Here is a 14,571-nt window from a genome sequence, read left to right as displayed (position 1 = left end):
AATGCAACTGTGCTTATCTCCGGAACTGGAAACTATACTGGCTCCATCTCAACGGAGTTCCAAATACTACCTAAATCAATCGAAGATTTAACGCTAGATGCTATCTCTGCTCAGACTTTCAATGGTAGTCCAATAACACCATCTATCACTGTCAGAGATGGGCAAAAGGTATTGAACAACGAAACAGAGTTCACTGTCGTCTTCTTCAATAATACCAATGCAGGCAATGCAACTGTGCTTATCTCCGGAACTGGAAATTATGAAGGGACAATAGGAGATAGTTTTGAAATTTTAAAGGCTCCTTTGATAATTTCTGCTTTGAATACACAATCCATCTACGGAGAAAGAATACCTGAATTAAAAATAATTTATGATGGATTTGTGGCCAATGAGACAACAATTGAACAAGAGCCTTCCATATTTACTGAAGCGAGAATCAATTCTCCGGTTGGAATATATCCAATAATTTTAAAAGGTGGTGAAGCGTCCAATTATTCAATCACTCTAATAAATGGTGAATTGACAATAGCTGAAAGAAACCTTTCAATCATTGCCAATAAAAAAACTAAAGTTTTCGAGACTGATGATCCTCAATTGACATTCAGTGTTGAAAATTTAATTGGAGGAGATGTTATCACAGGTGAATTAACTAGAGAATCTGGAGAAGATATTGGAACTTATTTAATCAATTTAGGTACTGTTTCTGCTGGTCCAAATTATCTTATTTCTTTCACACCGGCTGATTTTGAGATTATTCCAGCAGAAATAGTAGAAATACTACCAATTGAAACTATCGAAATCCCATGGGGGTCAAGCCTTCAATTGCCATCTCAAGTTACTATTGTTGCATCAAATGAAAGTCTATACTTTGTTGAAATCGATTGGAACACTAGCACAATCAATCGTTTCTCAAGTGGCAGATATTTGGTAAATGGATTTTTAAATCTTCCAGAATGGCTTGCTTCCTCTGAACCACGAGCAGTTACAGTAACAATAGTAGTGCTTCCTAAGCCACTACCACAAGATATTCAACTATCAAATGACACCTTTACTCAAAAAGAAATAGGGGCACCAATTGAAGTAGGTGAATTTAAAGTTGTAGATTCTTCAGACAATATTCATTTGATCACCTTTTTAGGAGATGGTTACGACAATGGTTTATTCCAAATAATAGAAAACACTTTACTCTGGAATAATAATACTGCAATACCCGGTAGAGAAGTATTTACGATTGTAGTCCAAGTTCAGGATCGTGATGGAAATATTGTTTCAAAACTCCTTGACATAAATAGGCTTAGGGCAAATTTCGATGATATAATTATCAACAATACTTTCACTCCAAATGGAGATGGTGTAAATGACACTTGGGGTATACCTGACTTATCCTCTTACAGCGGGGTTAGAATACAAGTGTATGAACGAAGTGGATTATTGTTGTTTTCCACAACAAACCCAGAAGTACGTTGGGATGGAACGTTTAACAATAAAGATCTACCTGTCGGCACCTATTATTGGGTTGTTGATATAATAGAAACAGGTCAAACAAGACGAGGTATTCTTAATTTGTTTAGAAGATAAAAAATGACCGCCACCGAAAACAAATAAAAAATCGAGGCATTCAATTAGAAAATTATGAAAAAACTATTTCTATTAATTCTACTGATTGGTATAAGTCAATATACTTATGCTCAATCAAGAAAATATATATCTCAATTCAGCCACTTACAGCAATACTATAATCCTGGACTCACAGCCAATGAAGGTAGTATGATGCGAGGATTTGTTAGGAACCAATATGCAGGTTGGGAAGGTACTCCCCTTACCTATTTTCTTTCAGCCGAAATTGATATCAATCAAGTAAGGAACAGGAATGAAGTGGATGTAATGGGGAAAAATGCAATAAGTATTACGCTACTAAATGACAGCTATGGTCCATTTACAGAAACTGAACTTATTCTTGGATATGCTACTAGAATCCAATTAAGTGAATTCACAAATTTGCGACTCGGTTTAGGAGTGAATTACAACACTGTAAGATTAGATGGAAACAACTTGAATACTGAGCAATTAGGAGACCCTACAGTTTCTCAGTTTGCTGGAAACTTTGCAGATATGCAAATAGTAGATTTCAACATTGGCATGGCATTAACTCATAAAAGCTACTACATCAGCTATGGTTTTCATAACGTAAACCAAGGCCAACTTAGTAAAGGAGATATATTTATGGATAAAAAGCCATTAGTAGGAGTTTTACTAGCGGGATTTAGGGAACACCTAAGTCCATCAATGTTGCTTGCAAGTAATGTAATGTGGCGAACACAAGTAGATCTACCAGACAATGTAGAATTAAATTTAAAAGTTTTGTTTAAAGATACATTTTGGTTAGGCCTAGGTCATAGGATCAATTATGCCAACAGTGCACATTTAGGATTCATATTTGATAAATTTAGACTTGGGTATGTTTATGAATTACCTTTAAATAACAGTTTCTTGTTACCAAATACAACTCATGAATTTATGCTAGCCTATTCGATTTTCGGTACTAAAAAAGGATTGATTTGGTAAACATACTTCATACAATGTAAACTTTCAATGAAGATCACCTGAAACATGGTGATCTTTTTGTTTAAAAGAATTTTTGAAGCATGTAATGATTTTTTGTTTTCTTTGCACTGCAACTATTCAAAGCACCATGCCGCAATTTGAGGAAATCAGGCCTTACTACGACACAGAAGTCAATCAAGCAATTCGTGAAATAATCGACCATCCTATGCTCAAGGCAATGATGAATTTCACCTTTCCTGAGTGGACTGATGATCAGTGGAAAACCTTAATGCTTCATTGCCATTCTATCCGTGACTTCCAAATAAATTTTATTTACCCCGGTGTTCAGAAGGTACTTGAAAAGAGTTCTGATGGACTTTTTACATCAGGCTTTGAAAAGTTAGAAGAAAACACTTCTTACCTATTTATATCAAACCATCGGGATATTATCCTCGACACTTCTTTATTGAATGCCTGTTTGTATGAAAAAGGTTTTTTTATGACAACTTCTGCCATTGGTGATAATTTGGTCAAAAAACCTTTTTTAAAACATCTTTCGAGATTGACACGAAACTTCACCATCAAACGTGGCTTACCTGCCCGAGAACTTCTAGAAAGCTCTAAACTTGTATCAGCCTTTATTCGTCAGTCGCTCTTGAGGGAAAATCGTTCGGTATGGATTGCACAGCGGGAAGGACGGACAAAAGATGGGAATGATTTAACCCATAAAGGGGTATTGAAAATGATTTCCATGGCGTCGGATGAGGGAGAGCATTTCTTGGATTACTTCAAGCGGCTAAACGTGGTACCTGTCAGTATTTCGTATGAATATGATCCAACAGATATCTTAAAAATGCCTGAATTACTTGCCAAAGCACGTCAGGAACCTTACATCAAAGGAGAACACGAGGATTTTAACACGCTTTTGAATGGAATCATTGGGGCAAAAAAAAGAATCCATATCCACATTGGTGATGTCTTAACTCCCGGGTTAGAGAAAATAGCCCAAGAAGTAAACGGAACAGTTAAGCAATTACAAGCCTTAGCCGATTTGATTGACGAGCAGATCATTCTAGGCTATAAATTATGGCCTAGTAATTTCATAGCTCATGACTTACTGACCGGTTCAGACCAATTCAAACATGAGTATTCTGATCAAGAGAAGGCTTTATTTGAAGCTAGATTTAGAAAAGGGGTCGACATCAATAATCCCGTTGCGGTGGAAAACTTTCTGTGCATGTATGCAAACCCAGTAACAAATCAAAAAAGGTTACAGGACACCCTTTCTCAATTTTAGTTTAAGACATTATTGATTAATTACAGGGATAACAACATCGAATTGGGTAAACCTATCCACTTCTGATCGTATTTCAATTGTTCCATTAAGCCCAGCTACAAGATAATTAACCAACGTTAGCCCAAAACCATAACCAGACTCACCTGAGGTTCCTGCGGAAGTTGAACTAGTCCCATTTAAAACAGCTTGAATTTTTTCTTGACTCATTCCTATACCAGTATCCATTACTTGTACTTTGAGTTGATATGTATTTCCAGCTTGGTAAAGCTCTAAAATCACTTCAACCGAACCTTTATTTTTTGTAAATTTTAAACCGTTAGAAATAATATTACCAATGATTTGTAAAAGTTTAGTTTTTGGAAACTTGACACTCAAATTGCCACCCAAGATAGATACATTGAAAAATATATTTTTTTGACGCGCTTGAACACTATAAAGATCAACTATCTTCTCTTTCAAATCTTGTAGATTAAACAAATGAGCAGAAGAACTCTCAAGAGCTACATCTTCATCTTTCATAATTTGGTCAGCCAACTCCAAAAGAGATTTCCCACTTTTCTGAATTAGGTTAATAAACTCTAAAACTTCATCAAGATTATTTTGCTTACCCTGTGATTGAATGATTTCTGCTAGCCCAACAATTCCAGCTAAAGGCCCTCTAATATCATGAGCAACCTTTTTTTTATACTTTTTGAGTGATTTTATATCTTCTTGCAGGCCATTCAGAGACTTCAATATCTCTAACCTATTTACTATTTCCTTTCCAATTAATTTTAATAAATCAATCTTCTCAGGAGTTAAATTCTTTTCTTCTGTGTCCATTACACATAATGCTCCAAGGTTGAAGCCCTCAGAATTACTCAATGGAGTACCCCAATAATAGCGTAAGTTTGGATCTTCCTTAACATAAAACTTGTCTTGAAATCTCCCGTCTTTAGATAAATCCTTGACTTCAAAAACTTCACTATTTAAAATCGTATAATTACAAACAGCATCTTCTCTGTCCATTTGTAAAATAGGTAATCCCGCCGCAGCAATGGACCACTGTGTATAATTATCAATCAGGTTGATTAATGAAACCTTAGTCCCAGCAACTTTAGCAGCTAAAAATGATAAATCTTCAAATTGTTTTTCTAAATTTATATAATTCAGGTCATACTCACTTAAAGCTATAAGTCTTTCAAATTCGTTGGTTTGAAAATTTGGGGTCATAAGTCAACTCTATTTAATCTACTTTGTAAAATTAAAATTTTAAAATAAATAAGGGGGATGAAATCAATTTAAGTTAGAATAAAGTTGTATTAATTGATTTATTTTTATTGCAAATTATAAAAATATAAATAAAACACAATATTGATAACGGTATATACTCTTGAATACTACTCAATAAAATAATATTTACTCAACTCCCTGAATTTGCCTAATCAATTATATATAAGAATTTAAACTATGAAAAGATCATTATTGCTAGTATGCTATCTCGTATCATCACAGCTTTTTTCACAAGACTTAATCCCGCTGGCTAAAATTGAAACTAGATTGGGAACAATTTATTTTGAATTTCATGAAGAAACTATAGCTCACAAAAAATCATTTATAGAATTAGCTAACTCCAACTATTGGGATTCACTGACCTTTAATCGAGTAATTCCCAATTTCGTTGCCCAAGGTGGCTGTCCAGATACAGAGGAAGGATTTACAGACGCTTCATATTTACTGGAACCAGAAATTTTCCCTCACATTACACATATCTATGGTGCTGTAGGTGCCGGTAGAGATGACAATCCAGGTAAAATCTCTGCAAGATGCCAGTTTTATATCATCCATCGCAAAGAAGGTGTTCATCGCTTAGACGGGAATTATACCATATTTGGACAGGTCATCAAAGGTATGGATGTGGTAGATGCGATTGTAAATGAAGAAAAAGATACAACCAATCAACCTTTGGAAGACATCGGTCTTAAGATCTCCATTGAATATTGGAACCCTGAACAAATTAGCCTTGCAAAAAAACAAAGTTTGTAAACTTACTTGTATATTTAGGATAACAACGAACTCGATTCACTTACTTTCGGATGAAAAAACCCAGCAAACCTAGTTCCGAAGAACGCCGATTAAAAACCCTACAGGAATATCAGATTTTAGATACTACGGCAGAACAAGATTTTGATTTTCTAACAAAAATAACTGCCGAAATCTGTGGGACACCCATCGCTTTGATCAGTCTAATTGATGGAGAAAGGCAATGGTTTAAATCAAAAATAGGAATCGACATATCTGAGACCCCAAGAGATTTGTCTGTTTGCGGGCATGCAATTGTAGAAACAAAAGAAGTCTTCGAAATAGAGGATTTATCAAAAGATGATCGATTTGCAGATAATCCTTTATTGTTCAACGAGGATGGTAATCTTCAATTTTATGCTGGAGTACCTTTAATCGCTCCTAATGGTGAAGCTATCGGGACTTTGTGCGCACTGGATACTGTGCCTAAAAAAATCAATGCTCAACAAAAAGAAGCATTGGTCGGATTGGCGAAGCAAGTTATGAATTTATTGGAAACCCGTAAACAAAACCGAGAGCTCAAAGAATACAAGGCGAGAACGGAAGCATGGAATATCAACACAGGGGCTGTTTCCTACACCTGCCACAATGATGAAGTGCTTAACTGCATCTTCGTTTCTCATTATATAAAAGAATTAACCGGGATATCAACAGTTGAATTTATTGAAAACCCTACAATCGGTTTATTAAGTGTGACTCATCCTGATGATAGGGCTCAAATAAAGCAGAAGATTTTCCAACACATACAAGATGGCAACATCTGGGATATAACCTACAGAATCATTAGACCAGACGATTCGATCAAGTGGGTACTCAACCGCGGAAAAGCTCGAAAAAACAATGGGGTGGAAATTTTAGACGGCATTTTAATAGATATCACTGAAAAAATCCAAGCAGAGCAGCTTTATAAGACAATATTCGAAAATTCTGATAGCATAGTATGCATACACGATTGTAAAGGCAACCTGCTTCATTTTAATCCTGCCGCTGCTAAGTCTCTAAACTTTCAAGCAGATGATAAAATCCCTCAGCGTATACAAGATTTTATTTTTGAAGATGACGAACCTTATCTTTCTATATACTTTGATAGACTGAAGAGTCAGCAAAAAATCAGCCTTAACCTTCGCTTAAAATCTAACCAAAACACTTCTGTTTATTGGTCTTGCCAGTCTTCTTACCTTTTTGAGGAGTACGGCAAAACATTATATATGATCAATGCATGGGACATTACGGAGCAACTGAAGACTGAAAAAAAACTCCAAGAATCTGAGAATCTCTTTAAAATCATCTCTAAAAACATCTCAGATGTATTATTTATTTATGATGCTAAGAGAGATAAATATCTTTTCATTAGCTCTAATACAGAAAAAATCATAGGTGTACCACAAGCCTATTTTTTTCAAACAAACGAATTTATAAAAGACTTTGTGTGCGATGAGTTTAAAGAAGCTTGCGAAGCGTTAAAAACCAACCTGAATTCAAATGAAGGCTACGATTTTGAATACATGATAAGCGTCAATGGTAAGGTCAAATGGCTACGTGAGTCCGTAAACTTAGTGAAAGGACATTTGACTGACGAAAGTATATTTGCTGGAAGAGTAACAGACATCTCTGGTAGAAAAGCTGAATTTCAGCATTTAGAAAATACAAAAGTCCAACTTGAGGAGGTCGGCAGATTAGCCATGGTTGGTGGATGGAATTTTGATGTTAAAAAAAACCAACTACAATGGACAAAAATTACATATGAAATACATGAATGTCCTTTAGATTACGTACCTAACGTTCAAGATGGAATTTATTTTTACAAAGAAGGTGAAAGCAGGGAGAAAATCTCAGATGCTTTTAAAAAACTATTGGAAGAAGGTTTACCATATGATCTAGAGCTTGAAATCATTACAGCTAGAGGGGCAACAAAATGGGTAAGAACTATAGGGAAGCCAATTTTTAAAAATGGACAAGTTGTGTTTATTACTGGAGTTTTTCAGGATATAACGACTTCAAAAATTAATGCACTGGAATTACAGAAAACTAAAAATCAAATTGAAAGTATATTATCTGAAGTAAATGACATTATTTGGTCAGTTAGCTACCCAAATTATGAGATGATTTTTTCAACACCCTCTGTAGAAGAAATAACTGGTTATTCTATCGAAGAATATTACAAAAACCCAGAAATTTGGCAATCAATTATCTATCCAGATGATCGAGGTGTAACCGAAGAAATTTTCAAATCGATTCAAAATAATGGTAGTTATTCAAAGATTTACAGAATAGTTGATAGAAGTGGCAACTTAAAATGGGTAAAAAATATTGGCCATATTGTTTACAATGAAAAAAATCAACCTATACGCTTAGATGGCAAAATAAGCGACATTACAGCTGATATTCAAATCCATGAAACAATGAGTACCCAGCTTGAACTGCAGAGCTTGTTAATGAAGATTGCAACTGAATACATAAACCTGGATGTAAAAGACAGTAGCTCTCAAATTACCGGTTCTTTAGAACTAATTGGCCGCTACGCTGAAGCTGACAGAGCCTATATTTTTGACTATGACTGGGAAAAAAACACTTGCAGTAATACCTTTGAATGGTGTAATGAAGGCACTAGTCCAGAACTTGAAAACCTACAGGAAATCCCCTTAGAAATGGTCCCGCAGTGGGTAGCTACTCATAAGGAAAAACAATTTATGTATGTAGAGAATGTCTCCAAACTACCTGATGGAGATGCATTGAAGGAGATACTGGCTCCTCAAGGCATTCAAACACTAATTGCGCTGCCTATCTTTTTTGAGAATAATATTTATGGATTTGTGGGCTTTGACTATGTCCGAGAATTACGCGATTTAACAGGTAATGAAATTTCTTTGCTCTTATTATTTGCTCAAATCCTAGCAAACTTAAAAAACAGAACACTGTTGGAGGAAAATCTGATCCTTGCTAAAGATCGAGCAGAACAAGAGAGCAAGTATAAATCGCAGTTTTTGGCTAATATGAGCCATGAAATCAGAACTCCCCTAAACGGAGTAATCGGTTTTACTGATTTACTCCTTAAAACTCCATTAAGCCATGTTCAAAAGCAATATGCTGAAAATGCCAATATTTCCGGGAAGTCACTCCTTGGCATTATTAATGATATCCTGGACTTTTCTAAAATTGAGGCAGGTAAATTAGACCTTGAATTTATTGAACATGATATCTATGAAATAGCCAATGCTTCCATAGACATTATCAAGTTCCAAGCAAGTCAAAAGCTATTAGAACTAATCCTTAATATCCCTCCTGATTTGCCAAGAATCATGGTGTTGGATCCTATTCGATTAAAGCAGGTCATCATCAACCTATTAAGTAATGCCGTCAAATTTACAGAAGATGGAGAGGTGGAGTTGAAAATTCAGTTCGACCGCAAAACAGATTATTCAGGCTTATTACAGATTGAAGTACGAGATACGGGGATAGGTATTTCTGAAGCCCAACAGAAAAAACTGTTTCAGGCATTTTCTCAGGCCGATAGCTCCACTACACGGCGCTATGGAGGGTCTGGATTGGGACTGATTATTTCTAATCTTTTAGTTAACAAAATGGGGGGAGATATTGCTCTTAGTAGCAAGGTGGGTGAAGGTTCTAGCTTTAAATTTCAATTTGAAGTCGAGTATCGAGATCTCCAAAGCAATGAACGAATAGAACTGGACCTTCAGAAGGTACTGATCCTAGACGACAATGCCAACAATATCACCGTATTGGAAGAAAATCTGAAGTTTTGGGGCGTGTCATACGTAAGCACTCAGAATCCATCCGAAGCATTATCCATACTCCTTTCAGACCCAAGTATCGATTTAGGAATTATCGACTATCATATGCCTGAGGTTGACGGGATAGAAGTAATTATGAATATCCGAAATGAACTTGACCTTGATAAAGAGCGATTGAAATTGATTCTTCTTCACTCATCCACGGACACCGAGCTGCTTAGGAAATTCTATAAAAAGTTTGATATCTCCTTTGGGATTCTGAAGCCTGTCAAATCAGATGAGCTATTCAGCTTCTTAGTCAATATAAAAAACAAAGTAATTGTACAAGAATTTCAGGAGCAACAAGAGTCAGACACTATCGCCTCTCAACCAGAGAGCTCTTTCAATATTTTGATTGCAGAAGACATTGAAATGAATATGTTGCTGATCAAAACATTGATCCTCCAACAGCTTCCCCAGGCTCGGATTTTTGAATGCAAAAATGGAGAGATTGCCTTCAAAACCTACAAAACCCAATCCATTGATCTGATTTTCATGGACGTACAAATGCCAAAGATGGATGGTATAACAGCTACCAAAGCAATCAGACAACATGAGTTAAATAGTGGAAAACGAACACCAATTATAGCTGTTACTGCTGGCGCCTTAAAGGAAGAACAGCAAAACTGCATAAATGCAGGCATGGATGAGTTCTTGACAAAGCCTGTTCAATCAGATATCCTAATTAAAGTAATTGAAAAGTACCTGCTGGCTTTGGATCAAGCAGACACGTCAATTGCATCTATTCAAGTAGCGGCAACTCCTGGTAAGGAACAAACAAGTCCTCTATTCGAAAAAGAGGAATTGCTCGCACTTGTTGGACATGATATGGCCCTTTACAAGACATTACTGGAGGCATCTTTAGACTTTGACCGTCAGGTAAACATGTTACTTTCAGCATTTGAAAACAAAGATAGGAAAGAGATCAAATCAGTGGCGCATGGGATTAAAGGAAGTGCTCAGTCTATGCACTTCACACGAATGCACCTGTTAGTACGAAAAATTGAAAATCATATCCAAGAGCTCAGTGAAGGTGAACTTACCACATTTATCCGAGAGGTAGAGCAAACTTGGCAAGAATTGAGACCTATAATTGAAGAAGAAATCACGCAACATTGATACTCATGAACAAGGTAGAAAAACACTTGCATTTACTAACTTAAAAATTACTGTTTTGACATTTAATTTGCGATATTTACCTAATATTGATAAAAATTTACCGATTGTTTATACTTCATCCTTGAAATACAATTTACTATGTCTAAAAAACATATCTTACTCATCGACGATCAACCAGTCATGGGAATATTACTAAAAAGTAAGCTTGAGAATGATTTTACTGTAGATATCAAACACAACGGAAAAGAAGCACTCGCCTGGATCATGGAAGGAAATATTCCTGATGCAGTAGTGCTAGATTTGAATATGCCCGAGATGAATGGCATTGAGTTTATTAAAGAAGTCCGCAAGTTTAATTACTTCGATAAAGTGCCATTAGTAGTCCTATCAGGCGAGGAAGCTGTCAATTCCCGAATTGAAGCCTTTCAGGTAGGTGCAGATGATTTCCTGATCAAACCCTTCAATCCTGCTGAGTTGACCATCCGCGTTAATCGGTTTTTTAACCGATACAATTTCGATAAGCAATGAAAAAGAAACTGGTCTTCATCAAACCGGGATATGCCCTCAATAAAAATTCCAAGTCTAATCTGGAGAAGGCATTTGACTTGGAAATTGTCGAGGATATTTTTGCATTCGTAGCGCAAGCCAAAAAAAAATCAGATTTTGATGCGGTCGTATTTTTCGGAGCATTAAAGAATGCTGAGTTTCTAGATTATGTTCGAAAAGTTAAGCCTTATTCATTTAGAGACGGTTATATATTAATGGCGGTTGCTGACACTGTTGATGCAGAGGACAGAAAACTCGCTATGAAAGAAGGCATTAGCGGTTTGTTCCTCACCAAGGATTTAATTAAGGAAACCATCCATGAATCCATCCAAAAAGTACTGGATAATCCGCCACTAAGAGGTTTTTTGGATAAAGATAAAAGTAATGAAGTAGTCTTTACCAAATACAAAACACCACTTTGGAAAAGAGCATTTGATGTATTGGTATCGGGTACCATTATTTTACTGATCTCTCCTATCCTATTGTTAGTTGCTTTGGCCATTCGATTGGAATCTAAAGGTCCGATTTTCTACAAATCAAAGCGAGTAGGTACTGGATGGGATATCATTGAATTTTACAAGTTTAGATCAATGGTACCTGACGCAGATAAAAAGCTCAAGGATCTTAGCCATTTAAATCAATATGCAACTAAGGCAAATGATGATACTTTAGAAGAAAAGCCAGTATTTGTACGTTGTGATACCTGCGAAAAATATGATCAGCCTTGCGAAAGTTTGCTATACAATGAAAATGGGGAACAGGTATGCGAACTAACTTTTAAATTAATGAAAAAAGATGGCGATGCAGCCTTCTTCAAATTGACGGATGATCCAAGGATCACCAAATTAGGGAAATTCCTTCGTAATTCAAGTATTGACGAATTGCCTCAACTGATTAATGTACTGAAGGGGGATATGTCTATTGTTGGTAATAGACCGCTACCGATATATGAAGCAGAAAAGCTAACTACCGATCAATTTTCTAAACGCTTTCTTGCTCCTGCTGGCATTACTGGGCTTTGGCAAGTAACTAAGCGTGGCAAAGGAGGACCAATGTCAGAAGAAGAGCGTATTGGTTTAGATAACGAGTACGCAGATAAATTTAGCTTATGGATGGACATTAAAATCCTCTTGATGACTATTCCAGCATTATTTCAAAAGGAGAATGTATAAAAGAGCAAGTTACTCATTTGCTCTTTTTGCTCTCTCCCAAGTTACTTTTTGGTCATTTTTTAACCATCTAAAGAATCCTGCAATTGCAGCATAATTCATAACTACGAAATAATAGGGAGTGAAAAATCCTGGAATTTTCACCACCTTATTCCTTAACAAATACCCTGTAAAGGCAAGAAAGTAAAATACATATTGAAGAATCAACAAAACATAGTAGAAATAATGTACATCAATTAGGAAGTGATTAAATATAAAAACAAACACCAAAAGAAATGGAGTCAGAGTCCATCGTAAGACCCTATGACTTACATATTGAAAAAATAATTTAAAATCATGAAATGGGTTTATTGCCTTTTTTAGCCTCATTACTGACTGCCAACCACCCGCTGCAATTCTAATTTTTCTTTTTAATTCCTCTTCCACATTTGAACTTGCAAACTCAGAAGCTCTTGCATTTGGGGTGTACTTAACTTTGAATCCTTTTTGTGCTATACTCATCGTGAGCATAAAATCATCTAAAATTGTATTGTCTGGCAATTCTTCGAATAATTCCTTTCTATAACTCATTAATTCACCAGCCCCTCCTACTAAAGTATTGTAGTAAGAGTCATATTGCTTTAAGAATGATTCATATTTCCAATAAAACCCCTCCCCTTTACTACTAGCAGTATCATTGGGATCCGTAAGAATATATTTTTCTCCGGTGACAGCACCAACACGCTTATCCACATATGGCTGAACTATTTCCTTAAGCGCCTCTGGATTTAGAACTGTATTCCCGTCGCAAAAAACTAAAATCTCACCATTAGCAAATGTGACTGCACGCTTCATGGCTGCCAACTTTCCTTTTCTTTCAGGATTATATAGCGTTAAAATCTGCTCAAATTGTTGTGGAATTTTTTCAGATCCATCATTACTACCGTCACATACAAAAATCAATTGTAACTTATCACTGGGATAATCCAAAGCCAACGTATTTTCTATTTTATCCTTTAATGCTTTACCTTCATTAAAACAAGGAACAATTAAGGATATCAAAGGCAAATCAGCCAACTCATATTTTATTGAATTTTTACCCGAAATAACAACCAAAAACATTAAAATTAATGCATATCCAAAAAAAGTGTAGACTATAATTACAAGAGATAAATTAAATAAAACTTCCATAATGCCTGTGAATTTTTCTTTTTTTTAAGACAAATTAATTTATCTGAAAAATACATTATTATTCATTAAATTTAACTCTCTATAGAATTATTCCAATAGATTTATTAAAATGACCAGATCTAGTATACAAAGCCAGTGCATCTATCAAACCCATTTGGTTATATTAATTTTCACCCTGAATTTGATTCCTTATATCTCTTTTAGTCAATCAAACTTTAATTTCGACTTTAATCAGCCAATGGAAGATCAGCTAATTCCCTTGGAAAATATTATTCAAACAGCCCTTTCTTACAGTCCCACCCTTCAATATCAAGATGCATTAATTGATAAAGGAAAGTATCAAATAGAATTCACCAAAAGACTATGGCAAAATAATGTTTTTGGTTTTGGGAATTTTTCAGGAGGAGACCAGCGGATTTTAACGGGAGACGTCTTTAACCCTGATGGTGTAGCTACTTCAAGTATTACTAACGGGTATAGACTTGGACTACAAGTGAATATCCCCCTCTTCGAGTTTATGGGGAGGACTTCCAGAATAAAACTACATCAAGAAGAGCAGAAAGCCACAATATTCAAAAAAGACGAAATGGAACTAGAAATACGGAGACTAGTCATTCAAGAATACTTTAGAATGATCGGGTCTTTTGAAAATTTAAAAATTCGAAGTGAAGGTCAAGAAGCTTTAAAAACTCACTACTTAGTCGCAGAACAAGAGTTTAAAGATGGAATAATCCCCATTGGAGAACTTTCAAGGGTAGCTGATGTATTATCACAATCAAGGGCATACTATGAACAAGCAAGATTTGAATTTTTAGAGCGAATACATAATCTGGCTGCTTTAGTTGGGGTTTCTCCTTCAGACTTATTAAAATAA

At 35.6% G+C, this 14,571-nt stretch carries 10 protein-coding genes; 8 read left to right on the top strand and 2 right to left on the bottom strand.

Going from position 1 to position 14,571, the window contains the following annotated elements; translation table 11 throughout:
• From IE080_RS16860 to IE080_RS16850, 3 genes are all read left to right on the top strand, one after another.
• Nucleotides 1-1,578: MBG domain-containing protein (locus IE080_RS16860; protein WP_189585409.1), on the top strand; the 1,578-nt coding region annotated here is incomplete at its 5' end.
• 54 nt (nt 1,579-1,632) lie between these two features.
• The gene (locus IE080_RS16855; RefSeq protein ID WP_189585406.1) at nt 1,633-2,565 is read left to right on the top strand and encodes a PorP/SprF family type IX secretion system membrane protein; all 933 of its coding nucleotides are present in this window, start codon (nt 1,633-1,635) and stop codon (nt 2,563-2,565) included.
• 127 nt (nt 2,566-2,692) lie between these two features.
• Nucleotides 2,693-3,841: a 1-acyl-sn-glycerol-3-phosphate acyltransferase gene (locus tag IE080_RS16850; protein WP_189585403.1), complete on the top strand. Its 1,149-nt coding sequence runs from the start codon at nt 2,693-2,695 to the stop codon at nt 3,839-3,841.
• A gap of 9 nt (nt 3,842-3,850) precedes the next feature.
• Here IE080_RS16850 and IE080_RS16845 read toward each other — a convergent pair whose 3' ends face one another.
• Complete coding sequence (locus tag IE080_RS16845; RefSeq protein WP_189585401.1) at nt 3,851-5,053, bottom strand: GAF domain-containing sensor histidine kinase; 1,203 nt, start codon at nt 5,051-5,053, stop codon at nt 3,851-3,853.
• 237 nt (nt 5,054-5,290) lie between these two features.
• Between IE080_RS16845 and IE080_RS16840 the strand changes: the two genes are divergently transcribed.
• The 4 genes from IE080_RS16840 to IE080_RS16825 all read left to right on the top strand — a co-directional run bounded on the left by IE080_RS16840 (nt 5,291) and on the right by IE080_RS16825 (nt 12,530).
• Complete coding sequence (locus IE080_RS16840; RefSeq protein WP_189585398.1) at nt 5,291-5,866, top strand: peptidylprolyl isomerase; 576 nt, start codon at nt 5,291-5,293, stop codon at nt 5,864-5,866.
• Nucleotides 5,867-5,916: 50 nt separating this feature from the next.
• Nucleotides 5,917-10,812 carry a PAS domain-containing protein gene (locus tag IE080_RS16835; protein WP_189585395.1) on the top strand — a complete coding sequence of 1,632 codons (4,896 nt, stop codon included), beginning with the start codon at nt 5,917-5,919 and terminating at the stop codon, nt 10,810-10,812.
• Between the two features lie 138 nt (nt 10,813-10,950).
• On the top strand, nt 10,951-11,340 hold the full coding sequence (locus tag IE080_RS16830; RefSeq protein ID WP_189585392.1) for a response regulator: 390 nt from the start codon (nt 10,951-10,953) through the stop codon (nt 11,338-11,340).
• The gene (locus IE080_RS16825) at nt 11,337-12,530 is read left to right on the top strand and encodes a sugar transferase (protein ID WP_189585389.1); all 1,194 of its coding nucleotides are present in this window, start codon (nt 11,337-11,339) and stop codon (nt 12,528-12,530) included. The genes IE080_RS16830 and IE080_RS16825 overlap by 4 nt, the downstream gene beginning before the upstream one ends.
• Before the next feature lie 9 nt (nt 12,531-12,539).
• Here the strand turns inward: IE080_RS16825 and IE080_RS16820 are convergent, their stop codons facing one another.
• Nucleotides 12,540-13,697, bottom strand: a complete 1,158-nt coding sequence (locus IE080_RS16820; protein ID WP_189585386.1) for a glycosyltransferase family 2 protein — start codon at nt 13,695-13,697, stop codon at nt 12,540-12,542.
• A 259-nt stretch (nt 13,698-13,956) separates the two neighbouring features.
• On the opposite strand from IE080_RS16820, the gene IE080_RS16815 reads away from it, so the two are divergent.
• Nucleotides 13,957-14,571, top strand: a complete 615-nt coding sequence (locus IE080_RS16815; protein WP_189585383.1) for a TolC family protein — start codon at nt 13,957-13,959, stop codon at nt 14,569-14,571.

This window comes from Mongoliitalea lutea, from assembly GCF_014652135.1.
Classification (GTDB): Bacteria; Bacteroidota; Bacteroidia; order Cytophagales; family Cyclobacteriaceae; genus Mongoliitalea; species Mongoliitalea lutea.
The sequence above is the reverse complement of the archived record's forward strand: the minus strand, read 5'-3'. Positions and strand labels throughout refer to the sequence as shown.